Annotated in this window: 18 protein-coding genes; 8 read left to right on the top strand and 10 right to left on the bottom strand. The window is 74.6% G+C overall.

Annotated features, from left to right (window positions below; all coding sequences use genetic code 11):
• Positions 1-63: 63 nt before the first annotated feature.
• Complete coding sequence (locus ACWIX7_RS23230) at positions 64-861, bottom strand: alpha/beta fold hydrolase (RefSeq protein ID WP_448618762.1); 798 nt, start codon at positions 859-861, stop codon at positions 64-66.
• 165 nt (positions 862-1,026) lie between these two features.
• Here ACWIX7_RS23230 and ACWIX7_RS23225 point away from each other — a divergent pair, with 165 nt between their 5' ends.
• The 4 genes from ACWIX7_RS23225 (at position 1,027) to ACWIX7_RS23210 (ending at position 4,396) form a co-directional block, all read left to right on the top strand.
• Entirely contained in the window at positions 1,027-1,626 is a 600-nt protein-coding gene (locus ACWIX7_RS23225) for a GNAT family N-acetyltransferase (RefSeq protein WP_448618761.1), read from the top strand.
• 84 nt (positions 1,627-1,710) lie between these two features.
• Positions 1,711-2,610 (top strand): DMT family transporter, encoded by a 900-nt coding sequence (locus tag ACWIX7_RS23220; protein ID WP_448618760.1) that lies wholly within the window; start codon positions 1,711-1,713, stop codon positions 2,608-2,610.
• Positions 2,611-2,757: 147 nt separating this feature from the next.
• A complete protein-coding gene (locus ACWIX7_RS23215) occupies positions 2,758-4,005 on the top strand; it encodes an MFS transporter (protein ID WP_448618759.1) in 1,248 nt (415 codons plus the stop codon).
• Positions 4,006-4,117: 112 nt separating this feature from the next.
• On the top strand, positions 4,118-4,396 hold the full coding sequence (locus ACWIX7_RS23210) for a hypothetical protein (RefSeq protein ID WP_448618758.1): 279 nt from the start codon (positions 4,118-4,120) through the stop codon (positions 4,394-4,396).
• On the opposite strand, the gene ACWIX7_RS23205 is transcribed toward ACWIX7_RS23210, so the two are convergent.
• Entirely contained in the window at positions 4,347-4,946 is a 600-nt protein-coding gene (locus tag ACWIX7_RS23205) for a GrpB family protein (RefSeq protein ID WP_448618757.1), read from the bottom strand. The genes ACWIX7_RS23210 and ACWIX7_RS23205 overlap by 50 nt on opposite strands.
• 71 nt (positions 4,947-5,017) lie before the next feature.
• Positions 5,018-5,965, bottom strand: coding sequence for a phosphotransferase (locus tag ACWIX7_RS23200; RefSeq protein WP_448618756.1), 948 nt, complete (start codon positions 5,963-5,965; stop codon positions 5,018-5,020).
• Positions 5,966-6,354: 389 nt separating this feature from the next.
• Here ACWIX7_RS23200 and ACWIX7_RS23195 point away from each other — a divergent pair, with 389 nt between their 5' ends.
• Together ACWIX7_RS23195 and pgi are read left to right on the top strand one after the other, a co-directional pair.
• On the top strand, positions 6,355-7,047 hold the full coding sequence (locus tag ACWIX7_RS23195; protein WP_448618755.1) for an NADPH-dependent F420 reductase: 693 nt from the start codon (positions 6,355-6,357) through the stop codon (positions 7,045-7,047).
• A 93-nt stretch (positions 7,048-7,140) separates the two neighbouring features.
• Positions 7,141-8,787, top strand: coding sequence for a glucose-6-phosphate isomerase (pgi, locus tag ACWIX7_RS23190; RefSeq protein WP_448618754.1), 1,647 nt, complete (start codon positions 7,141-7,143; stop codon positions 8,785-8,787).
• 68 nt (positions 8,788-8,855) lie between these two features.
• On the opposite strand, the gene pcaC is transcribed toward pgi, so the two are convergent.
• The 5 genes from pcaC to pcaH all read right to left on the bottom strand — a co-directional run bounded on the left by pcaC (position 8,856) and on the right by pcaH (position 12,945).
• The gene (gene pcaC / locus ACWIX7_RS23185; RefSeq protein ID WP_448618753.1) at positions 8,856-9,290 is read right to left on the bottom strand and encodes a 4-carboxymuconolactone decarboxylase; all 435 of its coding nucleotides are present in this window, start codon (positions 9,288-9,290) and stop codon (positions 8,856-8,858) included.
• Positions 9,287-10,066 (bottom strand): 3-oxoadipate enol-lactonase, encoded by a 780-nt coding sequence (pcaD, locus tag ACWIX7_RS23180; protein ID WP_448618752.1) that lies wholly within the window; start codon positions 10,064-10,066, stop codon positions 9,287-9,289. Before pcaD ends, pcaC begins: the two co-directional genes overlap by 4 nt.
• Entirely contained in the window at positions 10,063-11,469 is a 1,407-nt protein-coding gene (gene pcaB, locus ACWIX7_RS23175) for a 3-carboxy-cis,cis-muconate cycloisomerase (RefSeq protein ID WP_448618751.1), read from the bottom strand. Before pcaB ends, pcaD begins: the two co-directional genes overlap by 4 nt.
• Positions 11,466-12,131, bottom strand: a complete 666-nt coding sequence (gene pcaG, locus ACWIX7_RS23170) for a protocatechuate 3,4-dioxygenase subunit alpha (protein WP_448618750.1) — start codon at positions 12,129-12,131, stop codon at positions 11,466-11,468. Before pcaG ends, pcaB begins: the two co-directional genes overlap by 4 nt.
• A gap of 67 nt (positions 12,132-12,198) precedes the next feature.
• Complete coding sequence (gene pcaH / locus ACWIX7_RS23165; protein ID WP_448618749.1) at positions 12,199-12,945, bottom strand: protocatechuate 3,4-dioxygenase subunit beta; 747 nt, start codon at positions 12,943-12,945, stop codon at positions 12,199-12,201.
• Between the two features lie 72 nt (positions 12,946-13,017).
• Between pcaH and ACWIX7_RS23160 the strand changes: the two genes are divergently transcribed.
• Both ACWIX7_RS23160 and ACWIX7_RS23155 read left to right on the top strand, forming a co-directional pair.
• Positions 13,018-13,794 (top strand): IclR family transcriptional regulator, encoded by a 777-nt coding sequence (locus ACWIX7_RS23160; protein WP_448618748.1) that lies wholly within the window; start codon positions 13,018-13,020, stop codon positions 13,792-13,794.
• A 50-nt stretch (positions 13,795-13,844) separates the two neighbouring features.
• Entirely contained in the window at positions 13,845-15,014 is a 1,170-nt protein-coding gene (locus ACWIX7_RS23155; protein WP_448618747.1) for a 4-hydroxybenzoate 3-monooxygenase, read from the top strand.
• A 99-nt stretch (positions 15,015-15,113) separates the two neighbouring features.
• Here the strand turns inward: ACWIX7_RS23155 and ACWIX7_RS23150 are convergent, their stop codons facing one another.
• On the bottom strand, positions 15,114-15,431 hold the full coding sequence (locus ACWIX7_RS23150) for a hypothetical protein (protein WP_448618746.1): 318 nt from the start codon (positions 15,429-15,431) through the stop codon (positions 15,114-15,116).
• Positions 15,432-15,555: 124 nt separating this feature from the next.
• Positions 15,556-16,380: a hypothetical protein gene (locus ACWIX7_RS23145; RefSeq protein ID WP_448618745.1), complete on the bottom strand. Its 825-nt coding sequence runs from the start codon at positions 16,378-16,380 to the stop codon at positions 15,556-15,558.
• Positions 16,381-17,005 lie beyond the last annotated feature (625 nt).

Genomic DNA, 17,005 nt, shown 5'->3' with positions numbered 1-17,005 from the left:
GGGTACGGCGTCGCCTGGACGCCGTACCTGCCGGCTGGTCGGCTCGTTGTGTCACCGAGCGGCTCAGTCGCGCAGGTGCTCCGCGACCACCGGTGCGAGCACGTCCGGCGGTACGACGTGGCCGTACCCCTCGATCACGTGGGAACGGCCCTCGGGCAGCAGGTGTGCCAGCCGCCGGCCCACCTCCCTCATGAACGGGGGGCTCTCGCCACCCACCAGGACGACGCCGGGCCGAGGAACTCGGGCTGCGACGTCCTCCGGGACGGCGCCACCGTTCTCGATGTCGCCCATCACCGCCGAGTCGTACGCGAGGGTGGGCGCCAGCGCGGTCAACTCCGCCCACCTGTGCGTCCCCCGCATTCCCTCGATCACGTCGTCCGGCATCCCGGTGAGGCGGCAGAAGGTCTCGATCGCATCGGCACGCCTGTCCTGCGCGAGCAGCCTGCGGATGGTGTGTCCGTAGCGGCGCGCTTCGTCCCGCGAGGACGCGTCGTCGGGTGAGTAGGGCGGATCGTGCAGGACGAACGCGTCGACGGGCAGGCCGGCAGCAACGGCATGCAGCACCAGGCCGGCGCCCGAGGAGTGCCCGTAGAGGTGGGCCGGGCTGCCGACCCGGTCCATCAACGCGGCGATGTCCTCGATCTCGCGATCGACGGCATACGGGAGCGTGTCGCCGCTGTCGCCGCGACCTCGCCGGTCGTAGTTCACGGTCGTGAAGTGCTCGCCGAGCGCCTGGGCCGTGGGACGCATCAGGGCGCGGTCGCACGTGGCACCGCAGACCGCGATCAGCAGCGGGCCGGCGCCGAAGACCTCGTAGGCGATGGAGGTGCCGTCAGCGGAGGTGACCGTCTGGTACGTCATGCAGGTTGGACCGGAGAGCGACGGACGGGTCATCGGTCCCCGCAGCGGCCCCCTGTCCCGTCGCGGCCCCTCACGTCACGGGCACCGCACGGCTGTCCGTCGTCCTCCCCTCGGGCTGCACCGACGGGCATGGTCCGGTACTGCCGCCGGCGCTAGCGTGCACGAGTGGGTGTCGAGATCGAGCCGGCGACGAGGACACGGTTCGACGACGTCGCAACGATGCTCGGTCCCAAGAACCCGACCTCCAACGTGTGCTGGTGTCTGAGCCACCGACTCGACTCGAGGACCAACCGGGAGCTCGTCGGACCGGCACGCCGTGAGTACGTCCGCGAACTGACCGGCCGCCCGATCGCCCCGGGAGTGCTCGCGTACGACGGAGGCGAGGTGGTCGGCTGGGCCGCGGTCGCGCCGCGGGCGGACCTGCCCTTCGAGCGCTCCAGGAAGATCCCCCACGTCGACGACCTGCCCGTGTGGTCCCTGTGGTGCATCCGCGTGCGTCCAGGTCATCGCGGCAGGGGCATCGCGCACGCGCTCGTCCGGGGGGCGGTGGACTACGCCGCGTCCCAGGGCGCTCCCGCCGTCGAGGGGTACCCGGCTGACAACAGGGGCCGGAGAGTCGACTCGACCATGGCCTTCGTCGGTACCCGGAGCCTGTTCGAGCAGGCCGGGTTCACCAAGGCCGCGGACACCGACGCCGTCGCAGGTGGGTTCCCCCGGGTCCTGATGCGCCGTCTTCTCCCCCCTGAGCCCGCGCCCCGCGCGTGAGAGCACGGGATGCCTCGTGCCGCTTAACGGCCGACTCCGGAGCACCTCCCGGGGGTGGCGACCCGGCGTCGTCAGACTGAGCCGATGACGGGGACGACCTCGCGGGTCCAGACCCTGGGTGGACCGGCGCTGTTCGTCCTGCTGTGGAGCACCGGTTTCGTCGGCGCCAAGTACGGGCTGCCCTACGCCGAGCCCTTCACCTTCCTCAGCCTGCGCCTGGGCGTCGCCGCGGCCCTGCTCGGCCTCCTCGCCGTCGCGCTGCGCTCGGCCGCCATGGCCTCCCGCCCGCAGTACGGCCGCGCCTCGATCGCCGGGCTGCTGCTGCACGGCGGATACCTGGGCGGCGTCTTCTACGGCATCTCGCTGGGTGTGCCCGCGGGGGTGTCGGCGGTGATCGTGAGCCTGCAACCGGTGCTCACCGCCGTCCTGGCCGCGCGGGTGCTCGGCGAGCGGCCCACGGCGCGCCAGTGGCTCGGGCTGGCGCTCGGCGTCGGGGGCGTCGCGCTGGTCGTCGGCCCGGGCGTCGGCGAGGCCGGCTCGGCCCAGCCGCTCCCGGTGGCCGGTCTCGTCGCGTGCCTGGTGGCACTGGCCTCGGGAACGCTCGGCACCGTCTACCAGAAGCGGCACGGCGACCGCATCCCGCTGGTCTGGGGGACGGCGGTCCAGTACGCGGCGGCCGCGGCCGTGCTGCTGGCGGTCGCGGTGGCGACCGAGGACATGTCGATCCGGTGGACCGCTGAGTTCGTCGCCGCGTTCGTCTGGCTGGTGCTGTTCCTGTCGATCGGCGCAGTCCTGCTGCTGCTCCTGCTGCTCCGCCGGGGCACGGCCGCCGGCGTCTCCAGCCTGTACTACCTCGTGCCGGTGGCCACCGCCGTCGAGGCGTACCTGCTCTTCGGCGAGCGGGTCAGCGGGCTGTCGTTCGTGGGGATCGGGGTCACCGCTGCCGGCGTCGCGCTGGTCGTGGCGCCACCGCGGAAGGGGTGACGCCCGACCACCGGAACGGCACGTCCACCACTGGGCGGCGGGTCACCTCCGAGCGGCTGCCCGGCCACCGCCGAGAGCGGCCGGCCCGCGCTGCGCGACGATCAGGTCCTCCCATCACCGGTCCCCGATCCCCAGGGAGTAACGCGCGTGCGAACCGCCGACCCGGCGACCCGATCCGGCTCCCCACGCCGCTGGTGGGTGGTGCTCGCCCCTGCCGCCGCTCTGGTGCTGGCCGCCCTGTGCCTGCGCGCGCCGTTCTCCGCCGTCGGGCCGGTCCTCGGCGAGCTGGGCACCGAGCTGTCCGTGCCGCAGGCCGCGTTGTCGGTGCTGCCGGCGCTCCCGCTGGTCTGCTTCGGCCTGGTCTCCCCCGTCGCGCCCGCCCTGGCCGCCCGGCTCGGCGTCCAGCGCGCCGTCCTGGCCGGCCTGGCCGTGCTCGCCGCCGGGATCGCCCTGCGCACGGCCGGCACCTGGGGTCTCTACGCCGGGACCGTGCTGCTGTCGGCGGGCATCGCGGTGGGCAACGTGCTGGTCCCGGCGGCCGCGCGGGCCGCGTACGGGAAGCGCGCGGCACCGGTGCTGGGCGCGGCGACCGCCTCGATGGGGTTCTCGGCGAGCCTCGGCGCGGGCCTGGCCCAGCCGCTGACCACGGCGACCGGCAGCGCGGTCGCCGGGCTGACCGTGTGGCTCGCGCCGGTGCTGCTCGCGGCCGCCGCGATGGCGCTGCTCGCCCGGCGCCGCGGGCCCGCGGCCGGCTCGCGGGTGGCCCGCCCGCCCGTGGTCGCCGTCCTCCGCGACCGGGTGGCACTGGCGGTGACGGTCTTCTTCGGCCTCCAGTCGCTCGCCTTCTACGTGATGCTCACCTGGCTGGCCGACGTCCTGGAGGACGACGCCGGCACGTCCGCGGTCAGCGCCGGGGCGCTCGTGGCCGCCGCAGCCGCGTTCGGTGCGCCCTGCGCGCTCGTCGTCCCGCCGCTGGCGGCGCGGGCGCGGTCCCAGGTCGGGTGGGTGATCGGCGCGACGCTGCTGTCGACCGTCGGGGTCCTCGGGTTGCTCGTCGCGCCCACGGCCGCCCCGGCGGTGTGGGCGGTGCTGTGGGGCCTGGGCACGGGGACGGCGTTCCCGCTGGCCCTGACCCTGGTGCTGGTGCGCACCCGGGACGTCGCCCAGACCGGCCGGCTGTCGGCGGCCGCGCAGAGCGTCGGGTACCTGCTGGCCGCGACCGGCCCGCTGGCCGTCGGCCTGCTGCACGACGCGACCGGCGGGTGGCGCGCGGGGCTGGCCGTCCTGGCCGTCCTGCAGGTCCTGCAGCTCGCGGCCGGGCTGTACGCCGGCCGGCCGCGGCTGGTGACCGAGGCGACGACGGGTGCCGCCCGCGCTGCCGGAGCCCGCCACTGACCGCGGCTCCCCGGCCCCTGCGAAGCCTGGCCGACTGGGAACGTCCGGCAGGTCGGTCGACAAACCTGCTCAGCGGGCCGGACCTGTCGCACCCCGTACGTATGTTCGATCCATGACGTCGGCCGGTTCCCTGCGCACGCCGATCGAGGCGGCGCTGGTGGTCCGGCTGCTGGACCGGCCGCCGAGCAGCGCCCGGTTGCCGGTGGGCGTGCTGACCCGGGCGGAGAAGGCCGCCGAGCTGCGCCGGCTGCAGGCCCGCCAGGCGATGGACGCCGCCTACGAGGCCGAGCTGGTGCTCGGCCTGGCCGACGACACCCCCGACACCCTCGACCCGCCGTCGGCTATGGGCGCGGAGCCGGTGTGCCCCCCGCATCGTCGAGGATCTCGTTGACCACGGCGGTCTTGGCGTCGGCGTAGTCCTGCACGTGCCGCCAGGTCCGCTCGGCGAGGTCGCACTTGGTGCGCGCGTAGCGTTCCCGCGCCACGTCGTCGTCGCGCAGTCGGTCCCGGAAGCGGAGCATCCGCTGCGCCTCGGCCGCACCCGAGCTGAAGACGTGCAGGTTGATGCTGGTGTCCGGACCCTTGAACAGGCGGTGCTCGAACCACTCCGGCTCCCGGATCCGCAGGACGTAGCCGGCCGCCTGCAGATGCGGCACATAGCTCGGCTCGTCAGCCGAATCCGGCACGACGAGCAGGATGTCGATGATGGGCTTGGCCATCAGACCGGGGACCGAGGTCGATCCGACGTGCTCGATGTGCAGCGCCTCGTTGCCGAGCACCGAGCGCAGGCGGTCGGCCTCGCGGCTGAACAACCGAGGCCAGTCGGGGTCGTACGGCGCGAGGGTGATCGAGGCGTTGTGCGGTTCCAGCGCTCCGACCGTGATCTCCTGGAGCTGGTGGTCGCGGCGCTCCTCGTCGGTGCCGTCAGCCTGCGGTGCCATGTCGCCGCGCTCCTCCCGATGACCAGCCGCGAACCGTGACTCCGAGTGCGCTGCCCCGCGCCCACATCGCGTCAGGACCTCCCGTCGCGCGACGGCCGATCGGCCGCTCGGCGCAGCCCGGCGAGGGCTTCGGCGAGCAGCGCGGGACGGTCCACCGCGGCGGCGTAGGCGGCCAGGAACCCGCTCAGGCGAACGCCCAACGCCCGGGCCCGCAGCTCCCGCTCGGCGTCCACCTCGCCGTACGCCCGGAAGAAGGCCACCCGCGCCGGCCCGACGAAGGCCGTGTAGGCCAGCGCCAGGTCCACGGCTGGGTCGGCCAGGCAGACGTCGCCCCAGTCGATGACCCCGACGGCGTTGCCCTGCTGGTCGAGGAGCAGGTGCCGCACGTGCAGGTCACCGTGGACCAGGACCGGGTCGCCGGTCGGTGCCCCCAGCCGCTCGGCCGAGCGCAGAACGGCCTCGACGGCCCGATCCCCTGCCCAGATCCCGTCCGTGACCAGCCTCCGCAGGTGCTCGCGGGTGTCGTCCATGCGGGCCCGCGGCTCTCCCCGGCGCATGGGGTCCACCGGCAGTTCGACGTCCACGGCCGCTCGTGTCCGGCCGTCGTGCAGCGCCCGGAGGAAGCCGCCCACTGCGCGCGCCGCGGCCGTCCGCGCGGCGTCGGAGAGGCCGGCCTCGGCCAGTTCCCGACCGGGCAGGAGCCGGGCGCCGGCGAACGGCCACGGATCGGCCGGGTCGTCGTCGACGGCGACCAACTCCGGCACGGGGACCGGCAGCGGAACGAGTGGAGCCAGCTGCGGCAGAACGGCCAGTTCCCGGCGGAATCCCGGAAGTGCCACCGCTCGACGGGGGAACCGGAAGGCCCACCTGTCGCCGACGACGTGGACGGTGTTGTCCCATCCCTCGGCCAGCGGCACCACGGGCAGGCCGCGCAGCGGGGGAAAGGCGGCCGCGACCAGTGCCGCCGCCCGCTCGGTGGTGCAGGGGCGCTCACCGGCCCAGCGTGGAGCAGCGCTCACCACGGGGTCCCGACAACGGCCACGGTCGCGAGCGCCACGGCGATCGCTCGGAGGTCCAGCAGCCGGGTGGCGCCGGCGCGAGCGATCAGCATGCTCATGACGATCTCCCGGTCGTGGGCCGGCGACCCCGCTCTCGGCCGCGCCGATCAGGGCAGGAACACCGCCCGGAAGGTAGCGCTCGACCCAGGAGACCCTGCGGTTCCCCGCCGGCGGGCGCCGTTCCTCCTCGGCGCTCATCACGTCTCGTGGACCGCGCCGTCGCCCCGAGCGGCCCGCTCAGGGTCAGCCCGCGACGTGATCGAGGGGTTCGGGTCGGTATGTGAGCTGCGAGCGTGGCCCTGACGACGCCGTGCGGGAATGGCTCCGCCGGAGCACGGCTTGCGGCGTACGTGACGACCATCGGACTCATCGGCAGCGGGAACATCGGCAGCACCGTCGCCCGGCTCGCGGTCGACGCCGGCCACGACGTCGTGCTCAGCAACAGCCGTGGACCCGAGACCCTCACCGACCTCGTGGATCGTCTCGGCCCGCACGCACGAGCGGCCACCGCGGCCGAGGCCGCCGCGGCCGGTGACATCGTCGTGGTGACCGTCCCGCTGAAGGCCTACCGCGAGGTGCCGGCCGAGCCGCTGCGCGGCAAGGTGGTCATCGACACCAACAACTACTACCCGGAGCGCGACGGGCACATCGCCGAGCTCGACGACGAGTCGACGACGACCAGCGAGCTGCTGCAGGCGCATCTCCCGGAGTCGCGCGTCGTCAAGGCGTTCAACAACATCTACGTCAGCCACCTCGGCAGCCTCCAGCGCCCGGCGGGTCACCCCGAGCGTTCCGTGCTGCCGATCGCCGGGGACGACGAGGCGGCCAAGCGGACGGTGGCCGGGTTCCTCGACTCGATCGGCTACGACGCCTACGACGTCGGCCCGCTCTCCGAGGGCTGGCGCTACCAGCGCGACACTGCGGCGTACGTCCAGCCGTACGCGGTCCCTGGCTCTGAGTACCCCACGTGGCCCGGGCGTCAGGTCACACCGGAGATGTTGAGGGAGAAGCTGGACGCAGCCGCGCGCTACCGGGACATGTGAGACCCCGGGTCTCCCGGAGTCGCCCCGGGGGCCGCGTCCCGGCAGGGTAGGTGCGTCGGCAGCCGATCCGTCGGCCATGAGCAGGAGGGGTCCATGGGCATCACGAACAGCGCGGAGTGGCAGGCGCTGGCCGAGCACCACCGCGCGGTGCGCGACCGGCACCTGCGCGACCTGTTCGCCGAGGACCCGCAGCGGGGCACCGAGCTGGTGGTCACCGCCGGCGACCTGTACCTCGACTACTCCAAGAACCGGCTGACCCGCGAGACGGTGCGGCTGCTCGCGGCGCTGGCCGAGCGGGTGGGCCTGCGCGAGCGCACCGAGGCGATGTTCCGCGGCGAGCACATCAACGTGACCGAGGACCGCGCCGTCCTGCACGTGGCGCTGCGCGATCCGCGCACCAGCGGCCTGGTCGTCGACGGGCACGACGTCAACGCCGAGGTGCACGAGGTCCTCGGCCGGATGGCCGACTTCGCCGACCGGGTGCGCAGCGGGGCGTGGACCGGGCACACCGGCGAGCGGATCCGGACCGTGGTGAACATCGGCATCGGCGGCTCGGACCTCGGGCCGGCCATGGCCTACCTGGCGCTGCGCGACCACTCCGACCGGTCGCTGGCCTTCCGGTTCGTCTCCAACATCGACCCGACCGACCTGGCCGAGGCGACCCGTGACCTCGACCCGGCCACCACGCTGTTCATCGTGGCGTCGAAGACCTTCACCACCCAGGAGACGCTGACCAACGCCAAGGAGGCCCGCCGCTGGCTGGTCGAGGGGCTGGCATCTGGGGGACACGGGGGCGACGAGAAGGCGGTCGCCAAGCACTTCGTCGCCGTCTCCACCAACGCCGAGAAGGTCGCCGAGTTCGGCATCGACACCCAGAACATGTTCGGTTTCTGGGACTGGGTCGGCGGCCGGTACTCGTTCACCTCGGCGATCGGCCTCTCGCTCATGGTGGCCATCGGGCCGGAGCAGTACCGGGAGATGCTCGACGGCTTCCACACCGTCGACGAGCACTTCCGCACCGCGCCGTACGAGGAGAACCTGCCGGCCCTGCTGGGCCTGATCTCGGTCTGGTACGTCGACTTCTTCGGCGCGCAGAGCCAGGCGGTGCTCCCCTACTCGCAGTACCTGGCGCGCTTCCCGGCCTACCTGCAGCAGCTGTGCATGGAGTCCAACGGCAAGTCGGTCACCCTCGACGGCTCACCGGTCGACGTCGCCACCGGGGAGATCGTGTGGGGCGAGCCGGGCACCAACGGCCAGCACGCCTTCTACCAGCTGCTGCACCAGGGCACGGTGCTGGTGCCGGCCGACTTCCTCGCCTTCGCCCAGCCGAACCACGACCTCGACGGCATGCACGACCTGTTCCTGGCCAACTTCCTCGCCCAGCCCCGCGCACTGGCCTTCGGCCGCACGGCCGAGGAGGTCGCCGCGGAGGGGACGGCGCCGGACGTCGTCCCGCACAAGGTCATGCCGGGCAACCACCCGTCGAACGCGATCGTCGCGCCCAAGCTGACGCCGTCGGCGCTCGGGCAGCTGGTCGCCGCCTACGAGCACCGGGTCTTCACCCAGGGGGTCGTCTGGGGCATCAACTCGTTCGACCAGTGGGGCGTGGAGCTGGGCAAGGTCATGGCCAGCCAGCTGGCGCCGAAGCTGCAGAGCGAGACGGCGCCGGAGTACGACTCCGACTCCTCCACCAACGCGCTGGTCCGGCTGCTGCGGGAAGGCCGCGGCCGCCCGGCCTGAGGGGTGGTGTGCGTCCGTGGCGCGTCCAAGGCGGGCGACGCGCCACGGACGCACACCACCGGCTGCGGTCAGCCCTCGCCGCGCAGCTCCGCCAGGATCGGCGCGGCGACCTTGAACGCGTGGTTGGCCGCGGGCACGCCGGCGTAGACGGCGGCGTGCTGGATCACCTCGGCGATCTCCTCGTCGGACAGGCCGTTGTTCTTGGCCGCCCGCACGTGCAGCGCGAACTCGTCCCAGTGGCGCAGCGCGATGGTGATCGACAGCGTCATGAGGCTTCGGTCGCGGCGGGCCAGGCCGGGGCGCTGCCACACGTCGCCCCAGGCCACCCGGGTGATGAAGTCCTGGAAGTCGGTGGTGAACGGCGTCGTGCTCGCGACGGCGCGGTCGACCCAGGCGTCGCCGAGCACCTCGCGCCGGGTCCGCATGCCGGCAGCACGGCGCTCGTCGTCCGTGCTGGGGTGCAGAGCCCGGCGAGCGTCGTCGGTGTCGGGCAGCTCGGTCACGCGTGGCCGCCCGCCGCGTCGAAGTGCCCCAGCAGCGCACCGGTGACCTCCAGCGGCTGCTCGAGGTTGGGCAGGTGCGCGCCCGGGCTCACCGACACCAGCGAGGCGCCGGCGATGCCCTCGGCGATCGCCTGCTGGTGCGGCGGCGGCAGCGCGGGGTCCTCGGCGCCCGACACGACCAGCGTCGGGGCGGTGATCCGCCCCAGGTCCTCGCGCAGGTCCACCGCCGCGACCACCTCGCAGCACAGCGCGTAGCCCTCGTCGTCGGCCGCGACGATCATCGCCTCGAGCCGCGCCACCAGGTCGGGGTGCTCGGCGGCGTACGCCGGCGTCAGCCACCGGCTCACCACCGTCGGTGCCAGCGGCGCGGTCCCGCCGGAGCGGGCCGCCGCGGCCCGGTCGAGGAAGCCCTGCGGATCGGGCTTGGCCGACGTGGCCAGGGCGACCAGCCGGTCCACCCGCGCGGGCTCGCGGGCGGCCAGCCGCAGCGCCATCATCCCGCCCAGGGACAGCCCGGCGACGTGGGCCCGCCGCACGCCGAGCCGGTCGAGCAGCGCGAGCACGTCGTCCACCAGGTCGTCGAGGGAGTAGGGCCCCGCGGGGGACGGCGACTCGCCGTGGCCGCGGGTGTCGTAGGTGACCACCCGGTAGCGCTCGGCCAGCGGGGGCACCTGCGGGTCCCACATGCCGCGGGTGGCCCCCAGCGAGTTGGACAGGAGGACGACCGGCGCGTCGGCCGGCCCGTCCTCGGTGTACGAGACCTCGACGGCTGTCATGGGCGTCCCTCCGTGAGCCGATGTCCATCGGCCTGACTCCGCGGCTCGGTCCGCTCCTCGCTCGTTCCTCGCTGCGATGCTCCCGAGCCCGTCGTCAGGCGGTCGTGCTCGGCGAGCGCGGCGTCCACCTGGGCGCCGGCCTCGCCGACGTCGGGTGTACCGGCCGCGAGCACCGCACGCACGTCGACGTCGGTGCGGGCGGCGACGACCTCGGCCAGCGGCCGGCCGCTGTCGCGGGCCTCGCGGACGGCGGCGGCCGCGGCGTCGTGCGCCGCACCCTTGCCGAGGGTGGGTGCCAGCGCCTCGGCGAGCGCGCCGGCCAGCGGACCCTCGGCCGCGGCCGCGGCGGTGGCGGCCATGCGCGCGGGGTCCGGGCGCAGCCCGCGCAGGCTCTCGGCCAGCCACGACGCCGCCGACCCGACGGTGGTCAGCAGCTCGGTGAGCGTCGGCCACTCGCTGTGCCAGCCGCCGGCGGCCCGCTCGTGCTCCTGCTCCATCGCCGACAGCAGCGTGGCGACCAACCCCGGCGCACGGCGGGCGCAGGCCCGGGCCGAGATGGCGGCGACCGGGTTGCGCTTGTGCGGCATCGCCGACGACCCGCCCCGCCCCTCGCCCACCTCGGCGACCTCCGCGACCTCGGTCTGGGCGAGCAGCACGACGTCGACGGCCACCGTGGCGACCACGCCCGCGGCCGCGCCCAGCGCCCCGGCCAGGTCGGCGACCGGCAGCCGGACGGTGAACCACGGGACGGCGGTGCTCGTCAGCTGCAGCTCCTCGGCCAGCGCCGCCCGCAGCGCGACGCCGGCCCCGCCGCTGGCGGCCAGCGTGCCGACCGCGCCGCCGTACTGCACCGGCAGCTCGGCGACCACCTCGGCCAGCCGCAGCCGGGCGCCGTCCAGCCCGGCCAGCCAGCCGGCGGCCTTGAGCCCGAAGGTCGTGGGCAGCGCCTGCTGCATGAGCGTGCGGCCGGCCAGGACGTCGTCCCGGTGGGTGCGGGCGAGCCCCGCGACGGTCTCCGCGGCCGCGGCCAGGTCGGCGTCGACCGCGGCGATCGCGGCCCGCGCCATCAGCAGCAGCGCGGTGTCCAGCACGTCCTGGCTGGTGGCCCCGACGTGGACGGCGACCGCCTCCCGCTCGCCCACCGCGTCCTGCAGCACCCGCACCAGCGGCGGCACCGGGTTGCCGGCGTCCGCCGCCCGGGCCACCACGGTCGCCAGGTCCAGCCGCTCGGGGTGCGTGCAGGCGGCGGTGACCGCGTCGGCCGCGGTGGTGGGCACCAGCCCGGTGCGCGCCGCGGCGCGGGCCAGTGCGGCCTCGACGGCCAGCAGCGCCCGGAACCAGGCGTCGTCGGAGACGGCGGCCGCGGCCCCGCCGCGGGCGAAGGTCCCGGAGAGCAGCGTCATACGGCGAAGAACACCGTCTCCTGGTCGCCCTGCAGGTGGATGTCCAGGCGGTAGCCGTCGTCGGTCGGCTCCGCGACCAGCGTGCGGCGCTGCTCCTCGGTCAGCCCCCGCAGGACGACGTCCTCGGCGTTGGCCGCGGCCTCGTCGGCGAAGTAGATCCGGGTGACGACGCGGTCGAGCAGGCCCCGGGCGAAGACCGAGACGTCGATGTGCGGCGCCTGCAGACCGCCCTCGCCGTCGGGCACCCGGCCGGGCTTGAGCGTGAAGATCTCGAACTCCCCCGGCGGGTGGACCGTCGAGGCGCGGGCGTAGCCGCGGAAGCCCGGGTGGGACGACCCGCCGCGGGGGTCCTCGGGCGACGGGAAGCGGCCGTCCGGGTCGGCCTGCCAGGTCTCCAGCATGGCGTCGGGGACGACGTCGCCCGCGCCGTCGAGCACGCGGCCGCGGATCCAGATCCCGCCCTCGGTGCCCTCCTGCGCGGCCCAGATGCCGTCCGGCCAGGTCAGACCGATGGCCAGGTACGGGCCGACCGTGGCGCTCGGGGTGGTGCCCAGCCGGAACGGTTCGGTGAGGAAGCCGCTGCCGCGCTGCCCGGACCGGGGCTGGAACGGGGTGGCCGGGTCCGGCGGGACGTCCAGGGGGTCCACGAACTGCGCGCTCACGCCATACCTCCCGTGCGATTCCGCGCCTCGGTCGCTGGCGCTCCCTGCGATGCTCCCTCGGCTGTCATCACGCCACGTCTCCGTCGTCCTCGGTCTCGAACGGGGTCTGGTCCGTGCCGCGCAGCACGATGTCCCACTCGAAGGCCAGCGCCCAGTTGTCCTGGGTGCGCTCGAGGGAGTACCGGCTGACCGCCCGGTGCCGGGCGACGGGTGGGATCGCGTTGAAGATCGGGTCCTGACCGAACAGCGGGTCGTCCGGGAAGTACATCTGGGTGACCAGCCGCTGGGTGAACGCCCGGCCGAACAGGCTGAAGTGGATGTGCGCGGGGCGCCAGGCGTTGTGGTGGTTGCCCCACGGGTAGGCGCCGGGCTTGATCGTCAGGAACTCGTAGCGGCCCAGGCTGTCGGTGACCACCCGGCCGAGCCCGTCGAAGTGCGCGTCGAGCGGCGCCGGCCAGTTGTCGGCGACGTGCCGGTAGCGGCCGGCCGCGTTGGCCTGCCACACCTCGACCAGCGCGTCGGGCACCGGGCGGCCGTCGCTGTCGAGCACGCGGCCGTACACGAGGATCCGCTGGCCGATCGCCTCGCCGCCGTTGCGCAGCGTCAGGTCGGCGTCCTGGGGCAGCACCCGGTCCTCGCCGAGCACCGGGCCGGTGATCTCGGTGAGCCGGTGCGGCAGGTCGACGGGCGTCCGCAACGGCGCGCGCAGCGCGGTGCTCCGGTAGTCGGGGAACCCGACGGGCGTCCGCTTCTCGGCGGGTTCGCGCAGGTAGCGCGGCAGGATCAGCCTGCTCTCCGATGTGGTGCCGGTCATAGCGTGGAAGGTACGGCCCGGCTCTACGCTGCCCAAGCGATCGCTTCCGATGGACGGAAGCCGGGAGGTGCGATGGCCGGTCGGAGCAGCACGCCCGGGCGGTCGGTCACGTCCCGCGCGCTCGCCGTCCTCGGCGCCTTCGACACCGGCGCCCCGCGACTGTCGCTGTCGGAGATCGCCGAGCGATCCGCCATGCCGCTGACCACCGTGCACCGGCTGCTCGGCGAGCTCACCGACTGGGGTGCGCTGCAGCGGCGTCCCGACGGCCGCTACGAGATCGGCCGGCGGCTGTGGGACCTCGGCCTGCTCGCGCCGGTGCAGCTGGAGCTGCGCCAGGTCGCCGCGCCGTTCCTGCTCGACGTGCACACCGCGACCCGCGACACCGTGCACCTGGCGGTCCGCGAGGGCCGCAGCGCGCTGTACGTCGAGCGGGTCTCCGGCCGCGAGTCGGTGCCGGTGGTCAGCCAGGTGGGCAGCCGGCTGCCGCTGCACGCCACCGGGGTGGGCAAGGTGCTGCTGGCCGCCGCGCCGGAGGACGTCGCCGAGGCGGTGCTGCGCACGCCGACCCGCGAGACGCGGCACACCATCGTCGACCCCGGGCGGCTCCGCCGGGAGATCGCCGAGGTGCGCCGCCGCGGCTACGCGCGGACCGCCGAGGAGATGTCGCTGGGCACGCTGTCGGTCGCCGTCCCGGTGCGGGTGGAGCGACCGGCCGGCCCGGCGGTCGTCGCCGCCCTGGGCGTCGTCGTCCCCAGTCACCGGCGGGACCTGCTGCGGCTGGTGCCGGTGCTGGAGGTGGCCGCGCGCGGCATCGGGCGGGAGCTGGCACGGGCACAGCCCTTCCACTGAGCGGGAGCGAACGGTTCCCATCCCGGCGTAGCGGCGGTCACACTCGGCCCGTGCGCACCCAGGTGGGGATCATCGGCGCCGGCCCGGCCGGCCTCCTGCTGTCGCGGCTGCTGGCCCTCCAGGGCATCGACTCGGTCGTCCTGGAGAACCGGTCGCGGGACTACGTGGAGGCGCGGATCCGCGCCGGCATCCTCGAACAGCACACCGTCGACACGCTGACCGCGGCCGGGGTCGGTGACCGGCTGCAGCGCGAGGGTCTGGAGCACTCCGGCATCCACCTGCAGTACCCGGGTGTGCGGCACACCCTGCACTTCCCTGAGCTGTGCGGGCGCACCGTGTGGGTCTACGGGCAGACGGAGGTCACCAAGGACCTCATCAAGGCCCAGCTGGACGGCGGCCCGCCGCTGCTGTTCGAGGTCTCCGACGTCCGGCCCGAGGACGTCGACGGCGACAACCCGCGGATCCGGTTCACCGACGCGGACGGCGTCCCGCAGGTGCTCGAGTGCGACGTCGTCGCCGGCACCGACGGCTTCCACGGCCCTTCCCGCGCCGTGGTGCAGGAGGCCGGCGGGCGGGTGTGGGAGCGCACCTACCCCTACGCCTGGCTGGGCATCCTGGCCGACGCCGCGCCCGCCACCGACGAGCTGATCTACGCCTGGCACCCCGAGGGCTTCGCGCTGTACTCGATGCGCTCGCCCACGGTGTCCCGGCTGTACCTGCAGGTGGACCCGAAGGAGTTGATCGAGGACTGGTCCGACGAGCGGATCTGGGACGCGCTCGACACCCGGATGGCGCTGGAGGGCTGGTCGGTCAACCGCGGGCCGGTGACGGAGAAGTCGATCCTGCCGATGCGCTCGTTCGTCAGCGCCCCCATGCGCCGCGGCCGCCTCTTCCTCGCCGGGGACGCGGCGCACATCGTCCCGCCGACCGGCGCGAAGGGCCTCAACCTCGCCGTCGCCGACGTCACCCTGCTGGCCCAGGCGCTGGTGCGGCTGCTGCAGGAGAAGGAGACCGACCTGGTCGACTCCTACTCCGACCGCGCCCTGGCCCGCGTCTGGCGGTGCACGCACTTCTCCTGGTGGATGACGTCGATGCTGCACCGCTCCGGCGACGACTTCGACGCCGAGCTGCAGCTCTCCCAGCTGCGGCGGGTCTGCTCGTCGGAGGCCGCCGCGCGCGAGCTGGCCGAGAACTACACCGGTCTCCCGCTCGAGCTCTGACGAGGCCACAGCTGCCGGCCACCGGCTTCGGGATCCCTCGCGGCGCCGGGCAGCGGCCTGGTCGGCCTCGTCGCGCCGGGCTGTGGGGAGCGGCGACTCTCAGGGGCGCCAGCGGACCTCGACCCTGGTCCAGGTGACCTCGAACCCGCCGGGGAACACCTGCTCCACCGCGCCGGCACCCATCCGCTGCTGGGCGATCCGGCCGGCCAGCTCGACCGCCTTGGCGGCCGCGGCCGCGGTGAGCGCGACCGCCGACGCGGTGAGCAGCGGCCCGGCGAGCGCCACGCGCGCGAGCGCCGGGACCAGCGAGGGGCGCCGCTGCGGCGCCACGCCGGAACCCCGCGGGCGCGGACCCGGGACCGCGGCCCCGTCCCTCCCGATGATCGCGTCGGGCTCGACCGGCTGTCGTTCCGTCATCCCGTCCTCCGTCCACCGGGGCACCCAGGCGCCCTGGACCACCACCGGCGCCCATCGTGACGGAGGCAGGCACCCCGGCGCGAGGGCGGTGTCCAGCGAGGCACGCTCGGACCCGGCGGGGGGGTCAGCGGCCGGCGTCGAGCAGGGTGAGGACGGCGTCCGCGGTGCCCGGCGCCAGCGGCAGGTGCGGCAGGACGGCGGGCAGCTCCTCCGGCTCGATGCCCTCGGCGAGCAGCGCGGTGAGCACCCGGTCGGCCTGGGACGGCGGCACCGGCTCGTCGAGGTCCGCGACCGCGGCCCGGGCCAGGAAGACCGCACCCGAGGCGGCCGGGTCCTCCCCCGAGGGTGCTGACGGCGGAGCGGTCGCGGCCTCCCACGTGAGCGCCTCGGCCGCCCGCACCAGCGACAGCGGCAGCCCCTCGGCCTCGACCTCCAGCAGCGGGACGTCGGCCAGCGCGGCCAGCACCAGGTGCTCGGCCTCCGTGCGCAGCGACGCCTCCCACTCCCCCGCCCGGACCACGCCGACCAGGTCGCGGCCGTCCTCCCCGAGGTCGTCCAGCAGCTCGGCCCACTCCGCCCGCCGGGTCGCCCGCGCCCGCTCGGCGGCCAGCACGCAGGTGGCCAGCACGAACGGCTCGAGCACCTCGCGGTCGAACCGGTCGGCGTAGAGGACCCCGGTGGCGTCCACCGCGTTCAGCACGTCGCGGAAGCTGCCCGGCCGGGCGTCGCCGAGGTCGAGCCGGCCGTCCTCCTCGCCGGACAGCGGCTGCCCATGGGCGATGCGGTCGCCGATGGTCCCGCCGGTCTCGCCCAGCCGGCCGCGGCGCCGCTCGTGGTGCGGCCGGTCGGACATCCCGACGGTCCACGCGCAGGTCTCGGCGATCAGCGCGGGCAGCCGCTCCTGCAGCACCTCGCGGCCGAGCTGGCCCATCCAGTCGACGTCGAACACGCCTCCCAGCGTCCCCCCGCGGAGCGGGGCCCGCCGCCAGCCCCATCACGCACCGGAACGGCCACCCTTCAGGGGCCCGCGCCGAGCCTGCGAGGCGTGGGGGGAAGGGTGGTCCTCTTTCAGCCGAAGAGCTCGCCCAGGAACGACTGCTTGCGCTTGTGGCCGTACCCGGAGGAGTGCTGCTTCTTCTGGACCTGGTTGAGCACCTCGCCGACCACCGCGCCGAGCCCGCCCGCCGGCGGTGTGGCCGCTGCCGTGGCCCGACGTCCCCTGGGCCGTGCCGTACCCGGCCGACCCGCCGGGGGACGCGGACGCCGCGGACCGGCCGCCGTGCCAGGCGTTCTCCGCGTCGATCAGCCGCTCGAGCTCACCGCGGTCGAGGAAGATGTCGCGGCACTCGGTGCACTGGTCGACGTGGACCCCGTTGCGCTCGTAGGTGCGCATCGGACCGTGACACTTGGGACAGGTCAGCTCCATGGCCCGGCAACGGGCGGCACACCGCCCACGTTCCCCCCGACCGACACGCCGCGGGAACCCGTACCGACCGGTTCTACCCGTCGGTAGGAATTGTGGGAGAGTCGGTCTCCCACCCTGCGAGACGGCACGGTCGCCGTCAGGAGAGAGG

The organism is Geodermatophilus sp. URMC 65 (genome assembly GCF_053502545.1).
Note: the sequence above shows the minus strand (reverse complement) of the source record. Positions and strands in the feature narration are given on the sequence as shown.

Coding starts and splice junctions, on each gene's coding strand:
- ACWIX7_RS23230 (WP_448618762.1), bottom strand. CDS start 861: ATGACGTACCAGACGGTCACCTCCGCTGACGGCACCTCCATCGCCTAC.
- ACWIX7_RS23220 (WP_448618760.1), top strand. CDS start 1,711: ATGACGGGGACGACCTCGCGGGTCCAGACCCTGGGTGGACCGGCGCTG.
- ACWIX7_RS23210 (WP_448618758.1), top strand. CDS start 4,118: ATGACGTCGGCCGGTTCCCTGCGCACGCCGATCGAGGCGGCGCTGGTG.
- ACWIX7_RS23205 (WP_448618757.1), bottom strand. CDS start 4,946: ATGGCACCGCAGGCTGACGGCACCGACGAGGAGCGCCGCGACCACCAG.
- pgi (WP_448618754.1), top strand. CDS start 7,141: ATGGGCATCACGAACAGCGCGGAGTGGCAGGCGCTGGCCGAGCACCAC.
- pcaD (WP_448618752.1), bottom strand. CDS start 10,066: ATGACAGCCGTCGAGGTCTCGTACACCGAGGACGGGCCGGCCGACGCG.
- pcaB (WP_448618751.1), bottom strand. CDS start 11,469: ATGACGCTGCTCTCCGGGACCTTCGCCCGCGGCGGGGCCGCGGCCGCC.
- pcaH (WP_448618749.1), bottom strand. CDS start 12,945: ATGACCGGCACCACATCGGAGAGCAGGCTGATCCTGCCGCGCTACCTG.
- ACWIX7_RS23160 (WP_448618748.1), top strand. CDS start 13,018: ATGGCCGGTCGGAGCAGCACGCCCGGGCGGTCGGTCACGTCCCGCGCG.
- ACWIX7_RS23150 (WP_448618746.1), bottom strand. CDS start 15,431: ATGACGGAACGACAGCCGGTCGAGCCCGACGCGATCATCGGGAGGGAC.